Source organism: Amycolatopsis sp. M39 (assembly GCF_001651785.1).
Classification (GTDB): domain Bacteria; phylum Actinomycetota; class Actinomycetes; order Mycobacteriales; family Pseudonocardiaceae; genus Amycolatopsis; species Amycolatopsis rubida.
On the sequence record NZ_LWSF01000029.1, the window covers coordinates 82,961 to 108,723 of the forward strand.

The following is a 25,763-nucleotide window of genomic DNA, read 5'->3' on the forward strand; positions in this document are numbered from 1 at the left end:
CGGAAAGTTCGTGATCGGCGAGTTGCTGCGACGCGGTCTTCAACCGGTCGTCGCGGGGCGCAGTCTCTCGCGGCTCGCGCAGTTCGCGGATCTGGACCGGCGAGCATCGACGACGACGCAGGGTTGCGGGCGCTGCTGAACGACGTCGCGGTGGTGCTCAACTGCGCTGGCCCGTTCCTGGACACCGCGCTCCCGCTCGCGACGGCGGCGGTCGAGACCGGCACTCACTACCTGGACGTCACCGCGGAGCAGCCAGCCGTCCAGCAGCTCTATCGCGAACTCGACGCACCCGCCCGCTCGGCGGGGACAGCCGTAGTGCCCGCCATGGCGTTCTACGGCGGACTGGCCGATTTGCTTCTCACCGCCATGCTCGGTCCCGAGAAGTCCGCCGCCGAGGTCGAGATCGCCATCGGACTGGACCGGTGGTGGCCCACGGAGGGAACCCGGGTCACCGGCGCCCGCAACACCGCGACCCGGCTGGTGATCCGCGACGGCGTCCTCGCCCCGATCGCTGATCCGGCAGCGACCGGCACCTGGGACTTCCCGGAGCCGATCGGCGCACAGTCCACTGTGGAGCTGCCGTTCTCCGAGGTGGTCACCATCGACCGGCATCTCGCGGTGGGAACCCTGCGTTCCTGGCTGAACACCGCCCCGCTCGACGACCTCCACGACCCGGACACCCCGGCCCCGCAAGCCCACGACGAGCACGGACGCTCGGCACGACGCTTCGCCGTCGAAGTCACCGTCGGGTCCGGCACGCAGACTCGCCGCGCCACCGCGACCGGGCGCGACATCTACGCCACGACCGCACCGATCCTGGTCGAGGCCACGGTCCGGCTTCTCGACGGCCGGTACCGCGGTTCGGGCGCGCTGGCACCAGGCGAGGCGTTCGCCGCCGGCTTTCTGACGGCGCTACCGGACGCCGATTTCAAAGCTGTCTGGCACTGAGCCGCTAGGCGCGCAACCCGTCGAACGCCATCTTGCACACCGCGTCCGCCAGTTCCCCCGGAGACGCCCCCCGGCGCGGCCGGTACCACTCGATCAGCGAGTTCACCGTGCCGAACAACAGCCGCGCCGCGATCGCCGGGTCGATATCCGGCCGGACATCCCCTTCGGCTTCGGCCTGCTTGACCAGATCCGTCACCAGATGATCGAACTCGCGCCGCCGCGCCAACGCCGCCCGCTCGGCCTTCGTATTGCCCCGCACCCGCAGCAGCAACGTCACGAACGGCAACCGATCCGCGAGCACCAGCACACTCCCGCGCACCAGGTGCTCCAAGCGGTCAATGGCGCGCCCGTCCAGTGCCTCGGTGGACTCCGCGACCTCGAACAGCCCGTCCAGCGCCCGGTCCACCGCCAGCCGCAGCAGTTCCTCCTTGCTCGGCACGTGGTGGTAGATCGCGGATTTCGTGATGCCGAGCTTGCGCGACAGGTCCTCCATGCTGGTCCCGTCGTAGCCGCGGTCGTTGAACAGCTTGACCGCGACCAGGAGCAGCGACTCCAGGTCGTAGCCGGGCCGGCCGCGGCGGGCGGGGGCAGTCACGAGCGTTCGTCCAGCACGCGGCGCATTTTACCGAGCGAGCGCTCCAGCGTGTCCGGGTCGACGACCTCCACCGAAACGCTTACGCCGACGCCGTCCTTCACTCCGGCAGTCACCACAGCGGCGGCGGCGGTCCTGGCTTCGGCGGTCGTGCCGGCGCGGGCTTCGACGCGCACCGTCAGATGGTCCAGGCGGCCGCGGGTCGAGCGGACCAGCTGGAAGTGCGGGCTCAATCCCTCGGTGCGCAGCACGACTTCCTCGATCTGCGTGGGGAAGACGTTGACCCCGCGCAGAATGATGAGGTCGTCGCTGCGGCCGGTCACCTTCTCCATCCGGCGGAACGCGGGACGCGCGGTGCCGGGCAGCAGGCGGGTCAGGTCGCGGGTGCGGTAGCGGATGATCGGCAGCGCCTGCTTGGTCAGCGACGTGAACAGCAGTTCGCCGCGTTCGCCCTCGGGCAGCACCTGTTCGGTGAACGGGTCGATCACCTCGGGGAAGAAGTGGTCCTCCCAGATGTGCAGGCCGTCCTTGGTCTCCACGCATTCCTGCGCGACGCCCGGGCCCATCACCTCGGACAGGCCGTAGATGTCGACCGCGTCCAGCGCGAACCGTTCCTCGATCTCGGACCGCATCTGCTCGGTCCACGGCTCCGCGCCGAAAATGCCCACCTTCAGCGAACTGGCCCGCGGATCCACGCCCTGGCGCTCGAATTCGTCGAGCAGCGTCAGCAGATACGAGGGCGTGATCATGATGACTTCCGGCTTGAAGTCCGTGATCAGCTGGACCTGCCGGGCGGTCATCCCGCCGGACGCCGGAATCACCGTGCAGCCGAGCTTTTCCGCACCGTAGTGCGCGCCGAGCCCGCCAGTGAACAGGCCGTATCCGTACGCGACATGTACCTTGTGCCCCGGCCGCCCGCCCGCGGCGTGGATCGAGCGCGCCATCACGGTGGCCCAGGTGTCGATGTCGTCCTCGGTGTAGCCGACGACGGTCGGCTTCCCGGTGGTGCCGCTGGACGCGTGCAGCCTGCGGATCTGGTCCTGCGGCACGGCGAACATCCCGAACGGGTAGCTCTCGCGCAGGTCGGCCTTGGTGGTGAAGGGGAACTTCGCCAGGTCGCCCAGCTCGCGGCAGTCGTCGGGATGCACGCCCGCTTCGGCGAACTTCTTGCGGTACAGCGGGACGTTCTCATACGCGTGCCGCAGGGTCCACTGCAGCCGTTCCAGCTGGAGCGCGGCCAGCTCGTCGGCGCTGACGGTTTCGGCGAGGTCTGCGGTCAGGGGAGTCACTGTGTTTCCCGGGTCTTCTCGATGACGCGGCTGCGGCCGCGGAATTCGGCGACGACCTCGGGCCCTTCGGGGGTCTCCCGGTGCACCGTGACGTCGTAGATGCCGTTGCGGCCGTAGCGGGTGCGCTCGGCGGCCGTCGCGACGAGGTGATCGCCCAGTTTCCCGGCGGCGACGAACGAGATCTCCGCGCCCGCGGCGACGGTGACCGGCCCGTGCGTGTTGCAGGCGAGGGCGAAAGCGGTGTCGGCGAGCAGGAACACGTAACCGCCGTGGGCGATGTCGTGTCCGTTGACCATCGTCTCGGTGACCTTCATCGTGGCCACCGCCCTGCCGTCGGCCGCTTCGACGAGTTCGATGCCGAGGGAGCGGGACGCCGCGTCGGTGTCGAACATGGCGTGCGCGGCGTTGCGGGTCACGAGCTAGGCCTCCGGGACGGTGACTTACTGACCGATTGGCCGGTAATCCCGGCTGGAGCCCAGTAAAGGCCGCGACCCGTTCGGTGTCAAGCAATGCGGGGGTTCCGATCAGCCGGGAGACCGGCTATCCTGCGAATTACTGAACGTCCGGTTGGTAATTCGGCGAGAGGGTCGGCATGGTTCTGCTCCGCAGCTACGTCTCCGGGGGATGGCACACGGCGCCGGGCGAGGGCGCCCCGCTGCACGACGCGGCGACCGGGGAGGAAGTGGCCCGGATTTCGTCGGAGGGGATCGACTTCGCCGCCGCGCTCGAGTACGGGCGCAGCGTCGGCGGCCCGGCGCTGCGGAAGCTGACGTTCCATCAGCGAGCCGCGCTGCTGAAATCGCTCGCCTCGCACCTGCGCGAGCACCGCGAAGAGCTGTACGAGCTGTCGGCCCGTACGGGCGCGACGCTGGGCGACTCCAAGTTCGACATCGACGGCGGCATCGGCGTCCTGTTCAGCTACGGCTCGAAGGGCAAGCGCGAACTGCCGAACGACACCGTGTACGTCGAAGGCGCGGTCGAGCCGCTGAGCCGCGGCGGCACGTTCGTCGCACAGCACATCGCGACCCCGCTGCAGGGCGTCGCGATCCAGATCAACGCCTTCAACTTCCCGGTGTGGGGTCCGCTGGAGAAGCTCGCGCCCGCGTTCCTCGCCGGGGTGCCGAGCCTGATCAAGCCGGCCAGCCAGACCGCGTACCTGACCGCGCGGCTCGTGGAGCTGATCGTCGAATCCGGCATCCTGCCCGAGGGCACAGTGCAGTTCGTCGCGGGCAGCGTCGGCGACCTGCTCGACCACGTCACCGCGCAGGACCTGGTGTCGTTCACCGGTTCCGCGTCCACCGCGCAGAAGCTGCGCGCGCACCCGGCGATCGTGCGGAATTCGGTGCGGTTCAACGCCGAGGCCGACTCGCTGAACTGCTCGATTCTCGCTCCGGACGCCCGGCCGTCGACGCCGGAGTTCGACCTTTTCGTCAAGCAGCTGACTACCGAGATGACGGTGAAGGCGGGCCAGAAGTGCACCGCCATCCGCCGCGCGTTCGTCCCGGCGGAGATGCTGGACGACGTCGCGGAGGCGGTCAGCGCCCGGCTCGCCAAGGTGACGGTGGGCAATCCGAACGCTGAAGGCGTCCGGATGGGTGCGCTGGCCAGCCTGGAACAGCGTGAAGAGGTGCGTCGTTCGCTGAAGGCCCTGCTCGACGCGGGCAGCGTCGTCTTCGGCGACCCGGAGCACGTCGACGTCGTGGACGGCGACGAGGCGACCGGCGCGTTCATCTCGCCGATCCTGCTCAAGGCCGACCCGGAGCGCGCCGAACCGCACGAGGTCGAGGCGTTCGGCCCGGTGTCCACGCTGATGCCGTACACGTCGGTCAAGCAGGTCATCGAGTTCGCGGCACGGGGCGGCGGCAGCCTGGCCGGGTCGGTCGTGACCGGTGACCCGGTGTTCGCCCGCGAGATCGTGCTGGGCGTCGCGCCGTACCACGGCCGTCTGCTCGTGCTCGACAGCGAAGACGCGAAGGAATCAACCGGGCACGGTTCGCCGATGCCGCAGCTGGTGCACGGCGGCCCCGGCCGCGCGGGCGGCGGCGAGGAAATGGGTGGTATCCGCGGCGTGCTGCACCACATGCAGCGCACGGCCGTGCAGGGCAGCCCGAAGGTGCTCGGCGCTGTCACCGGCCGGTGGGTCGAGGGCGGTCCGCGCGTCGAAGGCGAGCACCCGTTCCGGAAGTCGCTGGCAGAGCTGAGCATCGGCGACACCGTGGTGGCAGGCCCGCGCACCGTCACTCGCGCCGACATCGACCACTTCGCCGAGTTCACCGGCGACACTTTCTACGCGCACACCGACGAGGCGGCGGCCGCGGCGAACCCGCTGTTCGGCGGCATCGTGGCGCACGGCTACCTGGTCGTCTCGTTCGCGGCGGGCCTGTTCGTCTCGCCCGAGCCGGGTCCGGTGCTGGCCAACTACGGCCTGGAGAACCTGCGGTTCCTGACGCCGGTGAAGGTCGGCGACGCGCTGACGGTCACCTTGACCGCCAAGCAGATCACGCCGCGGATCGACCAGGAGTACGGCGAAGTCCGCTGGGACGCCGACGTCACCAACTCCGACGGCGACTCGGTCGCGAAGTACGACGTGCTCACCCTCGTCTCGAAGGAGCGGCCGTGACCGCTGTAGCCGATCTGGAGACCCAGTTCGAGCACACCATCGAACGGGACCAGCGCATCGAACCGCGCGACTGGATTCCCGAGGGCTACCGCAAGACGATGATCCGCCAGATCGCGCAGCACGCGCATTCGGAGATCATCGGCATGCAGCCGGAGGGCAACTGGATCACGCGCGCGCCTTCCTTGCGGCGCAAGGCGATTCTGCTCGCGAAGGTGCAGGACGAGGCGGGGCACGGGCTGTACCTGTACTCCGCGGCGGCGACGCTCGGCGCGGACCGCGCGGACCTCACCGACAAGCTCATCACCGGCAGGCAGAAGTACTCGTCGATCTTCAACTACCCGACGCTGACCTTCGCCGACGTCGGCGTGATCGGCTGGCTGGTGGACGGCGCGGCGATCTGCAACCAGGTGCCGCTGTGCCGGTCGTCGTACGGGCCCTACGCGCGGGCGATGATCCGGATCTGCAAGGAGGAGTCCTTCCACCAGCGGCAGGGCTACGAGCTGCTGATGACCATGATGAAGGGCACCCAGCAGCAGCGGGACATGGTGCAGGAGGCGGTGAACCGCTGGTGGTGGCCGTCGCTGATGATGTTCGGCCCGCCGGACGCGGATTCGCCGAACACCGCGCAGTCGATGGCGTGGAAGATCAAGCGGCACACCAACGACGAGCTGCGGCAGCGTTTTGTCGACATGTCCGTCCCGCAGGCCGAGGCGCTCGGCGTGACCTTCCCGGACCCGGAGCTGAAGTGGAACGCCTCGCGCGAGCACTACGACTTCGGTGCGGTCGACTGGGACGAGTTCAAGAACGTGCTCAAGGGCAACGGCCCGTGCAACGCGGAGCGGATCGCACACCGGCGTCGCGCGCACGACGAAGGCGCCTGGGTCCGGGAAGCCGCGGCGGCGCACGCGGCCAAGAAAGAGGTTTCGGCATGAAGCACGACTGGCCGCTGTACGAGGTCTTCGTCCGAGGGAAACGGGGACTGAACCACGTCCACGTGGGTTCGCTGCACGCAGCGGACGACGAGATGGCGCTGCACCACGCGCGCGATCTCTACACGCGCCGCAACGAGGGGGTGTCGATCTGGGTCGTTCGCGCCTCGGACATCACCGCGTCGTCGCCGGACGAGAAGGACCCGTTCTTCGCGCCAAGCGGGGACAAGGTGTACCGGCACCCGACGTTCTACGACATTCCCGACAACGTTCCCCACATGTAAGGGATGTCTTGCTGTGTCCTTTGACAACGTCTACGAAGCCATCACCGAGGACAACGACGCGCGGTGGGCCTTCGGCACCGGGTTCGCCGATCCTTTGTCCGGTGTGGACACTTCGGTCCCGTCCGGAGTGGACGGTGCGCGGCTCGCCGCGTATTGCTTGATGCTGGGCGATGACGCGTTGATCTTCTCGCACCGGTTGCAGGAGTGGGTCGCGGGCGCGCCGGAGCTGGAGGACGAGGTCGCGATCGCGAACATCGGCCTCGATCTGCTCGGCCAGGCGCGGTTGCTGCTCGCTCGTTCGGGCAAGGCTGACGGTACGGACCGTTCTGAGGACACGTTCGCGTTTCTGCGCGCCGAGAACGAGTTCCGCAACGTTCGGCTGGCTGAGCTGGGCGGCGGGCACTTCGGGCACCTGATCGCGCAGCTGTTCGTGTTCTCGACGTGGCGGCTCGCGTTGTTCCAGCGGCTGGAGTCCAGTGCGGACCCGGTGCTGGCGGCTATCGCGGCCAAGGGCGTGAAGGAACTGGCCTATCACCGGGATTATGCCGCGCAGTGGCTGGTGCGGCTGGGTGACGGGACGCCGCTGTCGCACGAGCGGATGGCCGAGGGGCTGGCCGCGGTGTGGCCGTATGTCGAGGAGTTGTTCTCGACGCATCCGGTCGAGCTGGTGGATGCGGCTTCGGTGCGGCCGGAGTTCGACGCTGTCCTGGATCAGGCGTTCGCGGCGGCAACGATGGACCGGCCGGAGATCGGGGCCATTGCCGGGGTTTCCGGCCGGATGGGGCGCGACGGCGTGCATACCGAGCAGATGGGGTTCCTGCTGGCCGAGATGCAGAGTGTGGCTCGGGCGATGCCTGGAGCGTCGTGGTGAGCGCCGACGTGTTCTTTCCCCCGGAGGCGGCGTCCAGTACCGCCGACGTGTTCTTTCCCTCGGAGGCGGCGGCCAGCACCGCGGCCGCGGTGGCTTCCACGGTCACGGATCCGGAGCTGCCGATGCTGACGCTCGCGGATCTGGGTGTGCTGCGCGAAGTGTCCGAAGAGGACGGTCGAGTTACCGTTTCTATTACGCCGACCTATTCCGGTTGCCCGGCGATGGACACCATGCGCGACGATCTCGAACACGCGTTGCGCGGCGCGGGATATGTCGAGATCGACATCCGCACTGTGCTGGAACCGGCTTGGACCTCGGATTGGATCAGCGCGGACGGGCGGCGGAAGTTGGCGGAGGCCGGGATCGCGCCGCCGGGGTCCGCGCCGCGGCGGGCTGCCGGGCCGATTCCGCTGACGCTGGGACCTTCTGTGCGGCGGGTGGCTTGCCCGCATTGCGGGTCCTTGGATACGGAGGAGCAGTCCCGGTTCAGTGCGACCGCGTGCAAAGCGTTGCGGCGGTGCCGGGCTTGCTGGGAGCCGTTCGAACACGTCAAGGAGATTTGAGTGACTGCCACCGTTTCCCGCCGTGCCGGGTTCCATCCGTTGCGGGTGGCTGAGGTCGAGCGGCTCTGCGACGACGCTGTGGCCGTCACCTTCGACGTGCCTGAGGAGTTGTCCGAAACCTACGCCTTCGCGCCCGGTCAATCGCTCACCCTGCGGCGGATGGTGGAGGGGCGGGACGAGCGGCGGTCGTACTCCATTTGCGCTCCGGCGGGGGAGCGGCCTCGGGTCGGGGTGCGGTTGGTGCCGGACGGAGTGTTCTCCTCGTGGCTGGTCAATGAGGTTCGTGCGGGGGATACAGTTGAGGTATCCGCGCCCACGGGTTCGTTTACTCCGGACCTTGCCGCCGGCGGCCACCACGTGCTGATCGCCGCCGGGTCCGGGATTACCCCGGTGTTGTCGATCGCGGCCTCGTTGCTTGCCACGCCGGATGCTTCGGTGACGGTGCTGTATGGGAATCGGCGTACTGACACGGTGATGTTCGCTGACGAGCTGGCTGATTTGAAAGACCGGTATCCGGCGCGGCTGGAACTCGTGCATGTGCTGTCCCGGGAGCCTCGTGAGGCTGAGTTGTTCACCGGACGGCTGGATGCGGACAAGCTGCGTGCGCTGTTCGCGTCGATCGTGCCGGTCGAGGATGTTGACCATTTCTGGCTGTGCGGGCCGTTCGGGATGGTGACTTCGGCGCAGGATCTTCTTGGTTCGCTGGGAGTTCCCGGGGAGCGGATTCATCAGGAACTGTTCTATGTGGACGATGTGCCGCCGGAGCCGGTCAAGCATGCCGACCCCGCTGTCGCCGGGGCTTCGTCCGAGGTGACGTTGGTGCTGGACGGTCGGTCTACGACGATGAATCTGCCCCGGGAATCTTCGGTCTTGGACGGGGCGCAGCGGTTTCGGCCGGATTTGCCGTTTGCCTGCAAGGGCGGGGTGTGCGGTACCTGCCGGGCGCGGGTGACCGAGGGGGCCGTGGACATGCGGCGGAATTTCGCGCTGGAGAAGGCTGAAGTGGATGCTGGGTTTGTGCTGACGTGCCAGTCGCATCCGGTTTCTGAGCGGGTTACTGTGGATTTTGATGCTTGAGGGGTGCGGTTCGCAGGCGGGGTGGTTGCGCGGTGCGCTGGTGCGGCTGGGTGCCTCGACGGCGGGCGGGTTGTGAAGGGCTCCCTGAGGGAATCCAAGTACGTGAGGCCCCTCCCGGCCGGTGGAGGGTCGTGCGGGGAACCCTGAGGGAATCAGAGTCGGCGCGGGTTCCCCTCACGGACGGTCAGCGGCGTCGGCGGCGTTTGCGTGGGCCGGCGGGGAAGTCGTCTGGTACGGGGGTTTCGGGCGGGGCGGGGTCGCCCAGGCCCAGCATTTCCGCGGCCAGTTGCTGGGACGACGCGAAGCGGCCGGTGGGTTTGTCCTTCGCCCTCCGTAGTGCGGAGGGGCGGAGGCGGTTGTAGCCGCGCACTGCGATGGGGCGGCGGGTGCGGAGATCGAACTGTGGCAAGGATTCCAGTTCCCCGGCCAGTTCTCGGTCGACCAGCACGGTCCCGGGGCGAGCGGCTGACGTGAGCCGTGCGGCTAGGTTCACTACGGAGCCGTAGACGTCGCCGAAGCGGGACAGGACCCGGCCGGTGGCCATTCCGGCTCGGACTGCGGGGAGGCCGCCGTCCTCGCCGGTGCGTTCGGCTAGCGTCAGGGCGATTTCCGCGCCGTCGGCGGGAGTGTCGGTGACGAAGAGGACTTCGTCGCCGATCATCTTTACTACTCGGCCGTGGTGTTCCGCGATGACTTCAGTGGCCAGGGATTCGAAGCCGTCCAGGACTTGGGTCAGTTCTTCTTCGTCGGCTTCTCTCGTGAAGCGCGTGTAGCCGACCATGTCCACGAAGCCGACTACCAGGGCGCGCGTTTCCAGGTCCTCGTCGGGGCTGGCGAAGGCGCGGCCGGCGAACGCGGCCAGGTGGCGGCGCCAGACGTAGTTCTGTACTCGCTCCAGTTCGGGGAGCAGGCGCTCGACCAGGCGGGTGACCTGGCGGTCGCTGCGGGCCAGTTCCGGGTTTTCGGTGATCAGCCGCCACAGCATGTGGACCTGCCACTCGGCCAGCCGGGACAGATGCTGGCCGAGGGCACGGGTCACCGCGACTTCCATGCCGGGCGCGACGAGCCCGGAACTCACCAGACCGTCGGCGATGCGCATGGCTTCGACGTCCGCGTCGGTGAACACCATCTCGTCGTCTTCGACGGTGGCGAAACCCAGCGCCCGCCACAGCCGGCGCGAGCGTTCTTCGGGTACTCCGGCCCGTTTCGCCACTTCGAGCCGGGTGTAGCGGCGGGGTCCGCCCAGCAGGGCGCGTTCCAGCCGCTGCTGCAGGTCCCGGGAAGAATCGGCCACGGCCTCAGGTGGTGTGCACGATCAGCACGTCGACGCCCGACTTCCGGGCCACCTCCGACGGCACCGAGCCCAGGATCCGCCCGGTCAGGGTGTTGAGCCCGCGGTTGCCGACCACCAGAAGATCGGCCTCGCGGTCCTTCACGACCTTGCGCAGCGTGTCGACCGGCTGACCCTCCAGCGCGACCGTCTCGATGTTCTTGGCCCCGGCCTTCGTCGCACGGTCCCGCGCGGACTGCAGCGAGTCCTCGGCGGGCGCGGACCCGACTACCTGGTAGGCCTCGTCGCCCAGTTCGTCCTGCGCGCGTTCCACGTCTTGGCGGCTGGCCGGGTGGTACGCGCAGACGACGACGAGCGTCGCCCCCGCGTCGGCAGCCACCCCGGCGGCCTTGTCCACCGCGGCGAAGGACGAGTCGGACCCGTCCGTGCCCACCACCACAGTCCGATAGACAGCCATCCACAACCTCCCGGCGAATCGGTCAGCGGGGCGGCGCGGCCCCTTCGCGGGGGAAGGTTACTCGCCAGTCGGTTTTCCCGCCGGGCGCGGTTTCGGTTGCGGCTTGGGCACGTCGGACGTACGCAGCCGGACGGTCTGCTCGACGTCGCCGCTCGCCGCGGGCTTTCCGCTGTTCGCCGGGGCGTTCTTGCCGCCCTGACCAGCGGATTTCTGCCCGGCTGGAGCGCTGGTCCTGCTGTTGTGCGCACCCGCGTTGCCGCCTGGCTGGGTGCCGCTCGCCTTCGCGCCGCCAGCCGGCGAGCCGTTCGTGCCGGACCCGTTGGCGGTCTCCGCCGCGGCCTTGATGTCCGCGGGCACCTCGCCGTCCATCTCGCCGAGCACGTGCTGCGCCTCGGCCAGCACCGTGCGCGCCGACCGGACCTGCTCGGCCAGGCTCGCCCGGACGCCGCGCAGGGCCTCGACCCGCTCGTTGGCCTGGGTGATCCGGCGGTTGGACTCGTCGGTGGCGGTGCGGACGCGGCGGCGGGCCTCGTCGGCCGCTTCCGCGAGCCGCGCGTTGGCCTCGGTGATCGAGTCCTGGCGGCGCTTGTTCGCGTCGGCGACCGATTCGCGCTGGCGCCGGTCGATGTCGGCCTTCGCGGCCGTCTCCTCTTCCAGCACCTTCGCCCGGATCGCGGCCGCGTCTTCGGCGGCCTCGCGGACCCGGCGCTCGGCCTCCGCCTTGCTGGCCGCCTCCTGCTCGGCAAGCACGCGCATCGCCTCGGCGCGGCGGGTGGCCATGGCGATCTCGAAGTCTTCCTCGACCTGCGTGCGGCGGGCCTCGGACTCCGCGTCGAGCTTCTTGCGCTCGGCCTCGGCCTCGTCGGTGATCCGCTTGGCCTCGGCGCGCGCGTCCTCAAGCACCTTGCGGTGCTCGGCTTCCATTTCCTTGCGGCGCAGATCGAGCTCGGTGAGCAGCTGCTCGTACCGGGCGCGCATGGCGCTGGCGTCGGTCTCCGCCTTGGCCCGGATGTGACCGGCTTCGGCCTCGGCGCGGGCCCGCGTGTCGGCGGCCTCGTCCTGCGCCAGCCGCAGCATCCGCTGGAGCCGTTCGGACAGGCCCTCGACGCTCGTCGGCGGCTGCGCGAGCCGGTCGACCTGACCGCGCAGATCGGCGATCTCGCCGCGCGCGACTTCCAGCTGCCGGGCCAGGTCGCCGGCTTGGGCGATGGCGGCGTCGCGGTCGGCGGTGAGCATCTTCAGGTCGCCGTCGAGCCGTTCCAGGTGCTCGTCGACCTGGGCCCGGCTGTACCCCCGCTTCGCTACGTCGAAGCCGGCTCCCAGCGGCACGAGTTCGCGTTCATCGCCAAGACTCATGACACCACCGTAGTCGCTCCGCGGTCACGGACGGGTGAGCACCCACGGGGTCCGGCCGCTCGTGCGGCGAGCGGCCGGACCGAAGAGGCAGGTGGTCTGCCCTCACGCGCCGCGGAAGGCGTTGATGCCGTCCAGGTGCTTCGCGCGCAACTCCTCGTCGCGCACGCCGAGTCCTTCTTCCGGAGCGAGCGCGAGCACGCCGACCTTGCCCTGGTGCGCGTTGCGGTGCACGTCAAGGGCGGCCTGGCCGGTTTCTTCCAGCGAGTACGTCTTCGACAGCGTCGGGTGGATGAGGCCCTTCGCGATCAGCCGGTTCGCCTCCCACGATTCGCGGTAGTTCGCGAAGTGCGAGCCGATGATCCGCTTCAGGTTCATCCACAGGTACCGGTTGTCGTACTGGTGCAGATAGCCCGAGGTCGACGCGCAGGTGACGATCGTGCCGCCCTTGCGCGCGGCGTAGACGGACGCGCCGAAGGTCTCGCGGCCCGGGTGCTCGAACACGATGTCCGGGTCCTCGCCGCCGGTCAGCTCGCGGATCTTCGCGCCGAACCGCTGCCATTCCTTGGGGTCCTGCTCGTTCTCGTTCTTCCAGAACTGGTAGCCCTCGGCGGTGCGGTCGATGATCAGCTCCGCGCCGAGCTTCCGGCAGATCTCCGCCTTCTCCGGGCTGGACACGACGCACACCGGGATCGCGCCGCCGTTGAGCGCGTACTGCGTCGCGTACGAGCCGAGGCCGCCCGACGCGCCCCAGATCAGCACGACGTCGCCCTGCTTCATGTCCGCGCCGTTGCGCGACACCAGCTGCCGGTACGCGGTCGAGTTCACCAGGCCGGGGGAGGCGGCTTCCTCCCAGGTCAGGTGGGCTGGCTTCGGCATCAGCTGGTTGGCCTTGACCAGCGCGACCTCGGCGAGCCCGCCGAAGTTCGTCTCGAAGCCCCAGATCCGCTGCTCGGTGTCGAGCATCGTGTCGTTGTGCCCGTCCGGGCCTTCCAGCTCGACGTTCAGGCAGTGCGCGACGACCTCGTCGCCGGGCTTCCAGTTGTGCACGCCCGCGCCGGTGCGCAGCACGACGCCGGACAGGTCGGAGCCGACCACGTGATACGGCAGGTCGTGCCGTTTGGCCAGCGGCGAGAGCTTCCCGTACTTGCGCAGGAACGTGAACGTCGGGATCGGCTCGAAGATCGACGTCCAGACGGTGTTGTAGTTGATCGCGCTGGCCATCACCGCGACCAGCGCCTCGCCGGGGCCCAGCTCCGGCGTCGGGACCTCGTCGACGTGCAGCGAGCGGCGCGGGTCCTTGCCCTGGCTTTCGAGGCCCTCGAACATGTCGACCTCGTCGGCGTGCACGGTGACGCCCCGGTAGCTCTCGGGCACGGGCAGCTCGGCGATCGCGTCGAGGCGGCCGTCGAGGATCGCCTGCTGGATCTCGTCGAGGTGCGGCATCGGGAACCTCCAGGGGTCGGTCGCGGCGCGACAGGACGAAATTACTCGTCGGTAACCGGGGGCCTCACTGTACGAGACGCAGACCCCGCACACGAGTCGAAGTGTGACGCACCAATCTTGACCGGCTGGCCAGTCAAGGAGCATAGTCGGAGATGGGAAATCTCCCTGAACGGCTCTTTTCCGGCGGAGGTGAGCACGAATGAGTGAAGTCTCGACGCGCGCCTGGACGCGGCCCTACGACTGGGCCGAGGTCGTGATTGGTGTTGTCGCCGCTCTTTCACCCCTTTGGCTGAGCACGAACACCACGATGGTGTGGACGATGGTGGTCCTCGGTGCGCTGATCGCGATCGACGGCCTGGTGTCGCTCGCGGCGCCGAGCATGGTTTACGGCGAGGGCGTGCAGATCGTCCTCGGCGCGTTGCTGTTCATCGCGCCGTGGGTGATGGGGTATACGGAATTCAACGGGGCGTCGTGGACGTCCTGGGTCGGCGGTGCGCTGGTGATCATCGCCGGTGCGGCCGCGATGCCGGAGGCCAACGCCGCCCACCGGATGGCGGGCCAGCACTGACGGGGCGAAGGAGCCCCGCGAGGAAGGCGGAGATGACCGACGACTCGGCGAAAGAACGGATCCTGTGCGCGGCGGAGGAGCTGTTCGCCGAGTCCGGCTTCGAGGCGACCCCGACGTCCCGCATCGCGGAGCGCGCCGGGGTCCCGAAGGGCCTGGTCCACTACTACTTCCGCCGCAAGTCCGACCTGCTGGCCGCCTTGGTCGACCGGCTGCCGGACGAACGCATCGAACCCGCCGCGGTCGTCGTTCCCGGCGACCTGGCGGGTTCCCTGCGCGGGCTGGTCGGCGAACTCGACCGCCGGTTCACCGGTTCTCTGGGCCTGTCGCACCTGCTCTGGCGCGAGGCCGACACCCATCACGTGGTCCGCGACGCGCTGTCCGAACGATTCCAGCAGCTGGTCCGGCTGATGCGGTCGGTGATCGTGGCCGCGACCGGCGGACGGCTCGCCGGAGCGGACATCGACAACGCGTCCGGGCTGCTGGCGCGTGCTGTCACACATCGGCACGCGACGGCCCGGCACACCGGGGACGACCGGCCCGCCGAGTTCGACGGCGAGCTGACGTTCGTGGCGAACGCGTTGTCGGCCCGGGTCGGCAAGGGGAAGCCGCCCGCTTCGGCGGTGTGAGGGTGGTCGTGAGTGTTTGTGCCGGTGAGAACCGGGATTGCCGCTCACGAGCCCACCTCCGGCCTCGACGCTCGGCGCTGGCTCGCTCCCGCCTCCGCCCGGCGGTCAGTGCGCGGAGGAGGCGGGCTCCACCAGCTCGACCAAAACCCCGCCCGCGTCCTTCGGGTGCACGAAGTTCACGCGGCTGTTCGACGTCCCGCGCTTGGCCGCGTCGTACAGCAACCGCAGCCCCTGCGCGCGAAGCGCCTCCGCCGCGGCGTCCACATCGGACACTCGCAGCGCGAGCTGTTGCAGGCCGGGGCCGTTGCGGCCGATGAACTTCGCGATCGTCGAATCGTCCCGGGACGGGGCGAGCAGCTGGATCATCGTCTCGGTGCCCGCGGTACCCGGGGCGCGCAGCATCGCCTCGCGCACGCCCTGCTCGTCGTTCACCTCCTCGTGCGCGACCTCCAGGCCGAAGTGGTCGCGGTGGAAGGCGATGGCCGCGTCGAGGTCGGGCACGGCGATGCCGACGTGGTCGATCGCGGTCACGAACGGCTTGAGCACGGATGCGCTGGGCTCGGTGTCCATACCGGGGAGGATAAGCCCCGGCGGGCGTCGCGGAACCCCGCGTGCGCCCCCTCACACTGGCTCCATCAAGACGCGCCGGGAACCCCGCGCAGGCCGTATCGTGGGAACACTGCCAGTGCACCGATGCTTTGGAGGACGTCGTGTCCGGTTCCGTGATCCTGGGCGCTGCCCGTACCCCGATCGGGCGGCTGCTCGGCTCGTTGAAGGACTTCTCGGGAGCCCAGCTGGGCGGGATCGCGATCAAGGCCGCGCTCGAACGCGCCGGCGTCTCCCCGGACCAGGTCCAGTACACGATCATGGGCCAGGTGCTCACCGCGGGCGCGGGCCAGATCCCGGCGCGCCAGGCGGCGGTCGCCGCGGGCATTCCGATGGACGTCCCGGCGCTGACCATCAACAAGGTCTGCCTGTCCGGCCTCGACGCGATCGCGCTCGCCGACCAGCTGATCCGCGCGGGCGAGTTCGACCTCGTCGTCGCGGGCGGCCAGGAGTCGATGACGCAGGCGCCGCATCTGCTGCCGAAGTCGCGTTCCGGGTTCAAGTACGGCGACACGACGCTGGTCGACCACATGGCCTACGACGGCCTGTTCTGCGCGTTCGACCAGGTCGCGATGGGTGTTTCGACGGAGAAGCACAACGGCCGCTACAGCGTGACCCGCGAGCGGCAGGACGCGTTCTCGGCACGCTCGCACCAGCGGGCCGCGGCGGCGATCGAGGCCGGGTTCTTCCGCGAGGAGATCGTGCCGGTGCCGATCCCGCAGCGCAAGGGCGACCCGGTCGTGTTCTCCACCGACGAGGGCGTGCGGGCCGACACCACTGACGAGAGCCTCGCGAAGCTGCGTCCGGCGTTCGCCTCGGACGGCACCATCACCGCCGGTTCGGCGTCGCAGATTTCCGACGGCGCGGCCGCGGTGATCGTGGCCAGCCCGGAGAAGGCGGCCGAGCTGGGCATCACGCCGCTGGCCGAGATCGGCGCGCACGGCGTCGTCGCCGGTCCGGACGCGAGCCTGCACGAGCAGCCGTCGAACGCGATCCGCGCCGCGCTGAAGAAGGCGAAGCTGGACGTGGGCGATCTGGACCTGGTGGAGATCAACGAGGCGTTCGCCGCGGTCGGCCTGGTGTCGAGCGAGAAGCTCGGGCTGGACGAGTCGAAGGTGAACGTCAACGGCGGCGCGATCGCGCTCGGCCACCCGATCGGCGCTTCCGGCGCGCGGCTGGCCGTGCACCTGGTGCACGAGCTGCGCCGGCGCGGCGGCGGTCTCGGCGCGGCCGCGCTGTGCGGCGGCGGCGGACAGGGCGACGCGCTGCTGATCCGCGTCCCGTCGGCGTAAGTTGGCCGGCCCGGACCTCGATGAGCTGGTCGCCCGCGCGCGGGAAGGACAACCGCGCGCGGTCGCCCGGCTCATTTCGCTGGTGGAGGATTCTTCGCCGCGAGTGGCGGACATCGCCCGCGCTTTGACGCCCTACACCGGGCGCGCCCGGGTCGCCGGGCTCACCGGCCCGCCCGGAGTCGGCAAGTCGACCTCGACGTCCGCGCTGCTCACCGCCTTGCGCGGCGAGGGTTTGCGCGTCGGGGTGCTGGCGATCGACCCGTCGTCGCCGTTCTCCGGCGGCGCGTTGCTCGGCGACCGGATCCGGATGACCGAGCACGCCACGGATCCCGGTGTGTTCATCCGCTCGATGGCGACCCGAGGCCACCTCGGCGGCCTTTCGTGGGCGACCCCGCAGGCAGTGCGAGTGCTGGACGCCGCGGGGTTCGACGTGGTGCTGATCGAGACGGTCGGAGTTGGACAGTCCGAAGTGGACGTGGTGAAGCTGGCCGACACCACCGTGGTGCTGCTGGCTCCGGGAATGGGCGACGGCATCCAGGCGGCGAAAGCCGGGGTGCTGGAGATCGCGGACGTGTTCGTGGTCAACAAAGCCGACCGCGACGGCGCCGACGCGACGGTGCACGACCTCAAGCAGATGATCACCCTGGCCCGCCGCGAATTGCGCGGACCGAGCTGGCGGCAGCCGATCGTGCGCACGGTGGCGGCTAAGGGCGAGGGTGTCGACGAGGTGGTGTCGGCATTGCGGACGCACTATGAATGGCTTGTGGCGCACGGGGAACTGGACCGCCGCCGCGCCGCTCGCGCCCGGGAGGAGGTCGCCGCGATCGCGTTGCGGAGGCTGCACGCGGAGCTGGCGGATCTCCGGGACGGCGATCGGCTGGGCGACTTGGCGGCGCGAGTGGCGGCCCGGGAGCTGGACCCGTTCACGGCGGCGGACCGGTTGATCGCGGAGCTGAAGGGCTCGTGAGCGGCGATGCCGGTTAGACCGGCATCGACGCTCTACGAGCCTTGCGNGCGGCTTCGTCACCTTGCTGCTGAACTGCGGCCCCACCAGATACCGCGTGCAGCCGGCATCACGCGCGCACGGTTTCCCGTCCGCGGCGAAGAATCCCGCGTGCGTATTGTCGCCGACGACCGTTCCCCGTCCCGTTTCCGGGTTGAAGTCGCGCAACCGGGGACCGCCGCTGGAACCGCCGCCCATGACGCACGCCGTGCCCCACTGGTCGGGGGAGTCCGGATCAGTCGGCGTGCCGGTCCAATGCCGTGCGGTGCCGGTGCAATACGCCAGCCTCGCCCCGGTGTACTCCGGCAGCCCCTCACGGGCCGGGTCGGATGCCGCCCTCGGGTAGCCGAACTGCGTCACCTTCGCCGCGCCCGCCCGGTCGAAACCGATCTCTTGCGCGCCGACCGCGTCCTGCGCCAGCTGTCCGGATTCGTTCGGCCCGAGGACCGCGAACGCTTGGTCGTAGGTGTCGAATTCCCGTGCGTTCTGCTGATCGTTGGCGAGCCAAGTGCGGTCGGCGACGCCGAGCCGGGCGGCGAACTTCCCGTACGGTGCCTGGCCGTCGTGGTAGCCGGGGACGAACATGACGTGTGCGTTCCAGGCGTTGTGCTCGCCGATGAGGTCGGTGTCGTTGACGCAGTGCCCGGCCGTGACGATCGTGCCGCGGTTCTCGCTGCGGACGACGGTCGCGGTGCAGCTCGCGTCCTCGCCGTGGTCGGTGTAGAAGAGCCGGCCGACCGTCTTCGGAAGCGGGTCCGGCCAGGGGGCTCCGTCGGGTCCGCTCTTCGGCGGATTCTCTGACGACGGCTGGGTCAGCGCGGCCAGGCGCTGCGGGGTCCAGTAGGCGAGCACCGCCTGCTGTTCGGCGGCGGAGGAGGCCAGCGGCTGCTGCACCGGACCGGCGGGGACGGCCAGCAGCCCGGCGACCAGTCCGGAGAGAAGGGGAGTGATCATGAAACCGCACGGTAGGACGTGGGTGTCAGGAACCGGTCAGGATGCGACTTTCGCCGGAAGCGCGGGCGGTTTCCCGTCCCTATACTGCGGTCCTCCGTGCACTGGGAGGGAACCGGAATGAAAAGACTGCTCGTGTCCGTGCTGACCGCGTTGTCGCTGGTCGCGGTAGCCGCACCGGCTTCGGCGGCGGAAGCGGCGCCGCCGAAGGTCACCTCAGGGCCGTGCCAGTACACCTCGACTCCGGACGATCCCGCCGTGCGCCCGGTTTCCCTGCCGCGCGACCCGAAGCACACGCCGGACCACGGCAGCGTCGACGTCGCCGTGTTCTCCAACCAGGGCCTGCTCCCGCTGCGGCTCGACCGCGCGCAGGCGCCGTGCACCGTGCAGAGCTTCCTGCACCTGGCCGCCCGCGGCTTCTACAACCAGACGACCTGCCACCGGCTCACCGCATACCCGACGCTGAAGGTCCTGCAGTGCGGCGACCCGTCCGGCACCGGCGAGGGCGGTCCGGGCTACAAGTTCCGCGACGAACTCCCGACGACGCTCCCGCCCGCCCCGTCCGACCCGACCGGCAAGCGCCGCACGTACGCGCGCGGCCTGCTGGCCATGGCGAACGCCGGCCCGGACACGAACGGGTCGCAGTTCTTCGTGGTGTACGGGGATTCCAGCCTGCTGCCGGACTACACGGTCTTCGGCACGGTCGGCTCGGCCGGTTTGCGCACCCTGGACCGCGTCGCGGCGGGCGGCATCCAGCCGTCGGCGGACACCCCGCCGGGGACGGCTCCGGTGGACGGGAAGCCGGTGCGGAAGACGGATCTGGCGCTGGTTCTGCCGTTGTGCCTGTTCTGCGGCCGCTGAACGAGGAACAGAACGGGCGGATGCGACCCGAGCCTGGTCAGGTACTGCACTTTTCCGAGGACCCGGGATCACGCGTTTCGTGCCCCATGCCGCGGCGACCGCACGACAGCCGCAGCCCTACGTCTGGGCGGCCGGCTCCGCCCGCTGTCCGGAGTATTGGTTCCCGCGGCAGTGCCCGTGGCCGACCGGGACCGGATCCTCGGTGCCGACGACCGGGTCCACGCCGTCGAGTACCGCTGGCTGGATGCGCTCCGGAGGGGCGAAATTGTTCGCCGGCCGGCTCCCCGCTGCCGGTTTCCGGCCGTTCGGCGAGCCCGTCCCGCACGCCCAGGGTCGAGCCGCTCGGGTCCGGCCGAACCGGTCGGTGATCTCCTGCGCCTGCACGAGGGGGCGGGGATTCAGCTGCGGGTGCTCGCGAATCCCTGGCCGTTCTGGGACGTGGCGACCGCCAGCACGGCGGGGTTCAGCGGGATCCGGCTCCGCAACGCGCGGCCGCGGGACTGACTGGCCCACGGTGCCCAGCCCGAACTGGACCACCCGGCTAGGCCAGTCCCGATTAGCGTAAACGGCATGACGAAGCGAATCGCGCTCGCGACGGGCGGGTTGTATCAAGCGATGTCCCACCTGCAAGGCGAGGTGAAGAAGGCCAGCGCGAACGCGGGGCTCGACGCGAAGCTCATCGAGCTGGTCAAGATGCGCGCGTCGCAGATCAACGGATGCGCTTATTGTCTCGACATGCACGCGGCGGAGGCCGTCGCGGCCGGGGAATCGCCGCGGCGGCTCTATGTGCTTGAGGGGTGGCGTGAGACCGAGCTGTTCACCGAGCAGGAACGCGCCGCGCTCGCCTACACCGAGGCGATGACGTTGATCTCGGACCGCAAGGACGTTCCCGAGGACGTCTACGCCGAGGCGGTCCGCGTGTTCACCGAGGACCAGTACCGCGCGCTGGCGTGGTGCGTCGTCGCCATCAACACCTGGAACCGGCTCATGGTCGCGAGCCACGCCGAGTTGCCGGAATGAGCGCCGGGGCGCTGCGGGCGCTGCAGGTGCCCGGGAAGCCGCTGATTCTGCCGAACGCTTGGGACGCGGATACCGCGAAGGCGGTGGAAGCCGCCGGATTCCCGGTGGTGGCGACGAGTTCCGCGGCGGTCGCGGCGGCGCTCGGGCAGGCGGACCACGAAGGCGCGCCAGCGGACGAGATGCTCGCGGCGGCCAAGCGGATCGTGGACGCGGTGTCGGTGCCGGTGACGGTGGACGCCGAGGCCGGTTATGGCTTGGCTCCGGCGGATCTCGCTGCCCGGCTGAAGGAAATCGGTGCGATCGGCTGCAACATCGAGGACACCGACCACGGCAAGGGTGCGCTGCGGCCGGCGGCGGAGCAAGCGGAGCGGCTCGCCGAGTTGCGGCGGGCGGCCGGCGACGGGCTGGTGGTCAACGCGCGCGTGGATTCGTTCCTCGGCGCACCGGACGAGCAGGCGGTGCTCGACGACGCGGTGGCTCGCGGGCGGGCGTATCTCGAAGCGGGGGCCGACTGTGTGTACCCGATTCTCGTGCGTTCGCCGGAAGTGCTGGCCGAATTCGTCCGTCAGGTGGGCGGTCCGGTCAATGCTTCGGCGCTTCCCGGCGGTCCGGGTCTGGCCGGGCTTGCCGAACTGGGGGTAGCCCGGGTTTCGCTGGGGGCCGGATTGTGGCGGTATCTCCGTCGCGTGCTGGAGGACACGCTCGACGGGATCGCGCGGGGGAAGCTGCCGTACTGAAAACCGCTGGGTGCCGCGGCGAAAGCGGCACCCAGCGGTTTCCGCGGGCGAAACTCAGTGCTGCACGGCCTTTTCCGCGCCAGCGCCGGTGAGCGCCCGTACTTCCATTTCGGCGAACTTCGCCTTGTCGTGTTCCTTCGACAGGATCGTGCCGAGCCAGCCGAGGACGAACGCGATCGGAATCGACACCAGACCCGGGTTGTCGAGCGGGAACCAGTGGAAGTCGACGCCCTGCAGCATCGACGCGCTCTTGCCTGTCTTCGGGTCGACCGGCTTCCCGGAAACAGCGGGCGAGAACACGATGAGCACGATCGTCACGATCAGCCCGCCGTAAATGCTCCACAGCGCGCCCTGGGTGTTGAACCGCTTCCAGAACAGCGAGTACAGAATCGTCGGCAGGTTCGCCGAGGCCGCCACCGCGAAGGCCAGCGCCACCAGGAACGCGACGTTCTGCCCGTTCGCCAGAATGCCGCCGAGAATAGCGACGATGCCGATCACCACGGCGGTGATCCGCGCGACGCGCACCTCCGAACCGGTGTTGGCTTTGCCCCTCTTCAGCACGTTCGCGTAAACGTCGTGCGCGAACGAGGCGGACGCGGTGATCGTCAATCCCGCGACCACGGCGAGGATGGTGGCGAACGCGATCGCGGAGATCAGCCCGAGCAGGATCGGGCCGCCGAGGTTCAGTGCCAGCAACGGGGCCGCGGAGTTCACGCCGCCGGGCGCCTTCTTGATCGCGTCCGGTCCGACCAGCGCGCCCGCGCCGTAGCCGAGCACCAGGGTGAACAGGTAGAACACGCCGATCAGCACGATCGCCCACACCACCGAACGACGCGCCTCGCGCGCGGTCGGCACCGTGTAGAAGCGCATCAGCACGTGCGGGAGACCCGCGGTGCCCAGCACCAGCGCGATGCCGAGGGAGAAGAAGTCCAGCTTCGTCGTGCCATTGGTGCCGTACTGCTTGCCCGGCCCGAGCAGCGCTTCGCCCCCTTGGCCCGCCTTGTCGACCGCGCCCTGCAGCAGCGAGGAGAAGTTGAAGCCGTACTTGCCGAGCACCCACAGCGTCATCGCCAGCGCGCCGATGATCAGCAGCGCAGCCTTGATGATCTGCACCCAGGTGGTGCCTTTCATGCCGCCGATCAGGACGTAGGCGATCATGATCACGCCGACCACCGCGATCACCAGCGACTGCGCGGCCTTGCCGTCGATGCCCAGCAGCAGCGCGACCAGCCCGCCCGCGCCCGCCATCTGCGCCAGCAGGTAGAAGAACGACACCACGAGCGTCGAAATCGCCGCCGCCGCGCGCACCGGACGCTGTTTCATCCGGAACGCCAGCACGTCGCCCATGGTGAACTTGCCGGTGTTGCGCAGCAGTTCCGCCACGAGCAGCAGCGCGACCAGCCACGCCACCAGGAAGCNAGGAAGCCGATCGAGTACAGGAACCCGTCGTAGCCGTACACCGCGATGGCGCCGGCGATGCCGAGGAACGACGCCGCCGACAGGTAGTCGCCAGAAATCGCGATGCCGTTCTGCGGGCCGGTGAACGCGCGGCCGGCCGCGTAGTAATCGGACGCGGTCTTCGTGTTGCGGCTCGCGCGGAACACGATCACCAGCGTGATGACCACGAACAGCGCGAAGATCAGGATGTTGAGAGTCGGGTTGCTGCCCTCGACGCTCGCGGCGAGCGTGCTCATGCGCCCTCCTTCGCCGGGTTCTCGATGTCGTCCTTGATCCGTTCGGCGAGCGGGTCGAGGTTCTTGTTGGCGTAGCGGACGTACAGCCACGTGATGAGGAACGTGGACACGAACTGCAGCAGCCCGAAGAGGAGGCCGACGGTGAAGTTGCCGGTGATCTTCGTGCTCATGAAGCCGTGCGCGTAGTCGGCGAGCAGGACGTAGAGCAGGTACCAGGCGAGGAACAGTCCGGCCATCGGGAACACGAACCGGCGGAGCCTGCCGCGGAGTTGGCGGAACTCGGCGCTGTCGTGCACCTGCTCCCAGGCCGGGTCCGGCGGGGCGCCGGACGGGTCGCCTGCGCTCATGGGATCTCCCTTGTGCGACGCTGCGGATGTGGTCCGCGACACAGTAGGGAGGACTCCGAGCCGGGGAAACCGTCAGCGGCTCAAACGCCTCGCCGCACGACGAACGGTTGACGAACGGTCACCGGGCGCGGACGAAGGGCGTTCGTCGAGGTGCAGCCGCAGCATCGCGGCCCCGGCCCAGGACGGTGGGCGCCCGCGCAGTGACACCGTGATCATCACGCCGAACGCGAGCGGTACCGACCAGGGTGCCGGTTGCGCGACCAGGATCGCCACCCAACCCTGCATCGAAGGTCCCGCCAGCGCGAACAGGATCGACCCGGAGGAGGCAGCCAGACCCGTCAGCACTCCGGCGATCGCGCCCGCCGCGGTGAGCCGCTGCCACCAGATGCCGAGCACGAGCAGCGGGCAGAACGTGGACGCCGCGACGGTGAACCCCCACGTCACCAGCACTCCGGCGTCGAGCCGAGCGGACGGCAGCGCGAGCAGCACCATCGCGATCGCGGCGAACACGACCGTCACCCGCAGCCGGCGCAGACCCCCGGGCATCAGGTCGTAGGCGAGCGCGCCGGACATCACCAGCAGCAACCCCAGCGACGTCGCGAGAAACGCGGCGAACGCGCCCGCGGTCAGCAACGCGGTGAACAACTGCCCGGCCCAGCTGTGGTCGACCTGCGAGGGGAGCGCGACGACCACGGTGTCGGTGTTGCCGGACAAGTACAGCTGCGGCACAAGCACTCGGCCGAGGACGCCGTAGACGCCGGGGAAGAGGTAGAAGACTCCGAGCAGCGCCACGGTGATCGCGGCGGTGCGGCGTGCGGCGCGGCCGTCCGGGCTGGTGTGGAAGCGCATCAGGACGTGGGGGAGGCCCATCGTGCCGAGGACGGTCGCGATGAGGACCGCCCAGGTGCCGAGCAGCGGGTACCCCTTGTCGATTTCCAGCAGCGGACGCTGCCAGTCCGGCCCGCCGAGCGCGATCTCTCCGCTGACGCCGGGGACCTGCGCACCGGCGGCGAAGGTGAGCTGTTCTCCCTTGTGCGCCACCAGTTGCCCGGGCGGCACCGTGCCGCGGCCCTCGATCGCGGTGGGCACGCGGAAGGTCAGGGTGACGTCGTGGTCGAACTGCACCGGGGTGGCGTGCGAGAAGCGGGTGAACTCGACCGGGGTGAGGCTCGCGTCGCGGGTTTCGGCCCCGATCTGGAGCACCAGCCACAACGCGGGAACGAGGAACAGCACGAGTTTCAGGAAGAACTGGAACGCCTGGACGTACGTCGCCGCGCGCATCCCGCCGAGCGCGAGCGTGACGCTGACCGCGGTGCCCGCGATGACCACGCCGACCCAGTACGGGGTCCCGCCGACCGCGGTGAGCACCAGCCCGGCGGTACGGAATTGCGGGACTACGTAGATGGTTCCGATCACCAGCACGACAACCGCGGCGAGACGGCGTAGTGCGGGAGAGGCGAGGCGTGCTTCGGCGAAGTCGGGGACGGTGAGTGCGCCGGATCTGCGCATGGGCGCGGCGACAAGGACCAGCATCGCCACGTATCCCGCGGTGAAGCCGACCGGGTACCAGAGCGCGCCGACGCCGTCCTTCACCATCAGCCCGGCGACGCCGAGGAACGACGCTGCGGAGAGGTATTCGCCGGAGACCGCGGCGGAGTTGACGAAGGGTGAGATTCGCCGGGAAGCCACCAGGAAGTCGGACGTGGTGCGCATGGCGGCGACCCCGCGCACGCCGATGAGCAGCGTGACGAGGACGACCGGGGCTACCGCGAGCGCGATGTCCATCTATCCGCCCCCGCCCGCCGCTCCGGCCGCGCCCCTCAATGAGGTTTTCTCGGTAGCGCGGTGGGCGGGTTCGCGGTCGGGGCGCTGCGGCGCACCGACCGGCGAGACGCACCGGGCGGCTTTCCTCCTGCTGAGGTCCGCGGTGGGCTCCTTGAGGGAACCAGACTCCCTCAAGGAGCCCACTGCGGACCTCGCTACTGCGGACTTCGCTACTGCGGACTTCGCTACTGCGGACTTCGCTACTGCGGACTTCGCCACCGCGGACCTCGCCACCGCGACCCGGGCCCGCCGTGGCCGGGGCGAGAGCCCGCGCGGGCGTGGTGCGCGGAGCCGCCCCTGGCCACTGACCCTGGCCGGGTTGGTGTGAACGTCTGTGAGGGGAACCACGCGACCCGGCCGGATGCTGCGCATCGCCGCAGCGGAGCCCGCGCACCACAGCTGCTGAGAAACCCCAATGCCACAGTGGGCGCAGGCAATCTCCAGGCCGCGCCGGACATTACTGCCGCGAAGGCAACGGGTACCGCCGAAGGGGGCAAACCGTGTCCGGTTCGTC

General features: G+C 69.6%; 25 protein-coding genes and 2 pseudogenes. 16 read left to right on the forward strand and 11 right to left on the reverse strand.

Annotated features, from left to right (window positions below):
• Window positions 1-123: 123 nt before the first annotated feature.
• Window positions 124-948 carry a saccharopine dehydrogenase NADP-binding domain-containing protein gene (locus A4R44_RS38530; protein ID WP_198545617.1) on the forward strand — a complete coding sequence of 275 codons (825 nt, stop codon included), beginning with the start codon at window positions 124-126 and terminating at the stop codon, window positions 946-948.
• A gap of 4 nt (window positions 949-952) precedes the next feature.
• On the opposite strand, the gene A4R44_RS38535 is transcribed toward A4R44_RS38530, so the two are convergent.
• From A4R44_RS38535 to paaI, 3 genes are read right to left on the reverse strand one after another with little or no spacing between them, the layout of a single operon-like run.
• Window positions 953-1,543, reverse strand: coding sequence for a TetR/AcrR family transcriptional regulator (locus tag A4R44_RS38535; protein WP_067592331.1), 591 nt, complete (start codon window positions 1,541-1,543; stop codon window positions 953-955).
• Window positions 1,540-2,829 carry a phenylacetate--CoA ligase PaaK gene (gene paaK, locus A4R44_RS38540; protein WP_198545618.1) on the reverse strand — a complete coding sequence of 430 codons (1,290 nt, stop codon included), beginning with the start codon at window positions 2,827-2,829 and terminating at the stop codon, window positions 1,540-1,542. Before paaK ends, A4R44_RS38535 begins: the two co-directional genes overlap by 4 nt.
• On the reverse strand, window positions 2,826-3,221 hold the full coding sequence (gene paaI / locus A4R44_RS38545) for a hydroxyphenylacetyl-CoA thioesterase PaaI (protein WP_067592400.1): 396 nt from the start codon (window positions 3,219-3,221) through the stop codon (window positions 2,826-2,828). Before paaI ends, paaK begins: the two co-directional genes overlap by 4 nt.
• A gap of 200 nt (window positions 3,222-3,421) precedes the next feature.
• Between paaI and paaZ the strand changes: the two genes are divergently transcribed.
• Genes paaZ through paaE form a run of 6 tightly spaced genes read left to right on the forward strand, consistent with a single transcriptional unit; the run spans window position 3,422 to window position 9,173 of the window.
• Window positions 3,422-5,449, forward strand: a complete 2,028-nt coding sequence (paaZ, locus tag A4R44_RS38550; protein WP_067592333.1) for a phenylacetic acid degradation bifunctional protein PaaZ — start codon at window positions 3,422-3,424, stop codon at window positions 5,447-5,449.
• Entirely contained in the window at window positions 5,446-6,381 is a 936-nt protein-coding gene (gene paaA, locus A4R44_RS38555) for a 1,2-phenylacetyl-CoA epoxidase subunit PaaA (protein WP_067592340.1), read from the forward strand. The genes paaZ and paaA overlap by 4 nt, the downstream gene beginning before the upstream one ends.
• A complete protein-coding gene (paaB, locus tag A4R44_RS38560; protein WP_009073848.1) occupies window positions 6,378-6,662 on the forward strand; it encodes a 1,2-phenylacetyl-CoA epoxidase subunit PaaB in 285 nt (94 codons plus the stop codon). Before paaA ends, paaB begins: the two co-directional genes overlap by 4 nt.
• 13 nt (window positions 6,663-6,675) lie before the next feature.
• Window positions 6,676-7,533, forward strand: a complete 858-nt coding sequence (paaC, locus tag A4R44_RS38565; protein ID WP_067592346.1) for a 1,2-phenylacetyl-CoA epoxidase subunit PaaC — start codon at window positions 6,676-6,678, stop codon at window positions 7,531-7,533.
• A gap of 47 nt (window positions 7,534-7,580) precedes the next feature.
• The gene (paaD, locus tag A4R44_RS38570; protein WP_067592403.1) at window positions 7,581-8,096 is read left to right on the forward strand and encodes a 1,2-phenylacetyl-CoA epoxidase subunit PaaD; all 516 of its coding nucleotides are present in this window, start codon (window positions 7,581-7,583) and stop codon (window positions 8,094-8,096) included.
• Window positions 8,097-9,173: a 1,2-phenylacetyl-CoA epoxidase subunit PaaE gene (gene paaE / locus A4R44_RS38575; protein ID WP_067592348.1), complete on the forward strand. Its 1,077-nt coding sequence runs from the start codon at window positions 8,097-8,099 to the stop codon at window positions 9,171-9,173. It abuts the gene before it with no gap.
• Between the two features lie 184 nt (window positions 9,174-9,357).
• Here paaE and A4R44_RS38580 read toward each other — a convergent pair whose 3' ends face one another.
• The 4 genes from A4R44_RS38580 to ccrA form a co-directional block, all read right to left on the reverse strand.
• Window positions 9,358-10,467, reverse strand: coding sequence for an adenylate/guanylate cyclase domain-containing protein (locus tag A4R44_RS38580; protein WP_067592350.1), 1,110 nt, complete (start codon window positions 10,465-10,467; stop codon window positions 9,358-9,360).
• A gap of 4 nt (window positions 10,468-10,471) precedes the next feature.
• Window positions 10,472-10,921, reverse strand: coding sequence for a universal stress protein (locus A4R44_RS38585; protein WP_067592351.1), 450 nt, complete (start codon window positions 10,919-10,921; stop codon window positions 10,472-10,474).
• Window positions 10,922-10,978: 57 nt separating this feature from the next.
• Window positions 10,979-12,250 (reverse strand): chromosome segregation protein, encoded by a 1,272-nt coding sequence (locus tag A4R44_RS38590; RefSeq protein WP_067592406.1) that lies wholly within the window; start codon window positions 12,248-12,250, stop codon window positions 10,979-10,981.
• Window positions 12,251-12,379: 129 nt separating this feature from the next.
• Window positions 12,380-13,720: a crotonyl-CoA carboxylase/reductase gene (ccrA, locus tag A4R44_RS38595; RefSeq protein ID WP_067592352.1), complete on the reverse strand. Its 1,341-nt coding sequence runs from the start codon at window positions 13,718-13,720 to the stop codon at window positions 12,380-12,382.
• 199 nt (window positions 13,721-13,919) lie between these two features.
• Between ccrA and A4R44_RS38600 the strand changes: the two genes are divergently transcribed.
• Entirely contained in the window at window positions 13,920-14,288 is a 369-nt protein-coding gene (locus A4R44_RS38600) for an SPW repeat protein (protein WP_067592353.1), read from the forward strand.
• A 32-nt stretch (window positions 14,289-14,320) separates the two neighbouring features.
• Window positions 14,321-14,914, forward strand: coding sequence for a TetR/AcrR family transcriptional regulator (locus A4R44_RS38605; protein ID WP_067592354.1), 594 nt, complete (start codon window positions 14,321-14,323; stop codon window positions 14,912-14,914).
• Between the two features lie 105 nt (window positions 14,915-15,019).
• Here A4R44_RS38605 and mce read toward each other — a convergent pair whose 3' ends face one another.
• Entirely contained in the window at window positions 15,020-15,484 is a 465-nt protein-coding gene (gene mce, locus A4R44_RS38610) for a methylmalonyl-CoA epimerase (RefSeq protein WP_067592355.1), read from the reverse strand.
• 140 nt (window positions 15,485-15,624) lie between these two features.
• On the opposite strand from mce, the gene A4R44_RS38615 reads away from it, so the two are divergent.
• The 7 genes and pseudogenes from A4R44_RS38615 (at window position 15,625) to A4R44_RS38640 (ending at window position 21,384) form a co-directional block, all read left to right on the forward strand.
• On the forward strand, window positions 15,625-16,812 hold the full coding sequence (locus tag A4R44_RS38615; RefSeq protein ID WP_067592409.1) for an acetyl-CoA C-acetyltransferase: 1,188 nt from the start codon (window positions 15,625-15,627) through the stop codon (window positions 16,810-16,812).
• 1 nt (window position 16,813) lies between these two features.
• On the forward strand, window positions 16,814-17,779 hold the full coding sequence (meaB, locus tag A4R44_RS38620; RefSeq protein WP_067592356.1) for a methylmalonyl Co-A mutase-associated GTPase MeaB: 966 nt from the start codon (window positions 16,814-16,816) through the stop codon (window positions 17,777-17,779).
• Between the two features lie 619 nt (window positions 17,780-18,398).
• On the forward strand, window positions 18,399-18,539 hold the full coding sequence (locus A4R44_RS48580; protein WP_157905108.1) for a hypothetical protein: 141 nt from the start codon (window positions 18,399-18,401) through the stop codon (window positions 18,537-18,539).
• 347 nt (window positions 18,540-18,886) lie between these two features.
• Entirely contained in the window at window positions 18,887-19,627 is a 741-nt protein-coding gene (locus A4R44_RS38625) for a peptidylprolyl isomerase (protein ID WP_067592357.1), read from the forward strand.
• A gap of 79 nt (window positions 19,628-19,706) precedes the next feature.
• Window positions 19,707-20,131, forward strand: a pseudogene (locus A4R44_RS52845) (DUF6886 family protein).
• Between the two features lie 66 nt (window positions 20,132-20,197).
• Complete coding sequence (locus tag A4R44_RS38635; protein ID WP_067592361.1) at window positions 20,198-20,647, forward strand: carboxymuconolactone decarboxylase family protein; 450 nt, start codon at window positions 20,198-20,200, stop codon at window positions 20,645-20,647.
• A complete protein-coding gene (locus A4R44_RS38640; RefSeq protein ID WP_067592370.1) occupies window positions 20,644-21,384 on the forward strand; it encodes an isocitrate lyase/phosphoenolpyruvate mutase family protein in 741 nt (246 codons plus the stop codon). Before A4R44_RS38635 ends, A4R44_RS38640 begins: the two co-directional genes overlap by 4 nt.
• A gap of 54 nt (window positions 21,385-21,438) precedes the next feature.
• Here A4R44_RS38640 and A4R44_RS38645 read toward each other — a convergent pair.
• From A4R44_RS38645 to A4R44_RS38655, 3 genes and pseudogenes are all read right to left on the reverse strand, one after another.
• Window positions 21,439-23,078: pseudogene (locus A4R44_RS38645) on the reverse strand (cation acetate symporter).
• Entirely contained in the window at window positions 23,075-23,425 is a 351-nt protein-coding gene (locus A4R44_RS38650) for a DUF485 domain-containing protein (RefSeq protein WP_067592372.1), read from the reverse strand. The pseudogene A4R44_RS38645 and the gene A4R44_RS38650 overlap by 4 nt, the downstream one beginning before the upstream one ends.
• Window positions 23,426-23,497: 72 nt before the next feature.
• Complete coding sequence (locus tag A4R44_RS38655) at window positions 23,498-25,210, reverse strand: cation acetate symporter (RefSeq protein ID WP_067592374.1); 1,713 nt, start codon at window positions 25,208-25,210, stop codon at window positions 23,498-23,500.
• Between the last annotated feature and the right edge of the window lie 553 nt (window positions 25,211-25,763).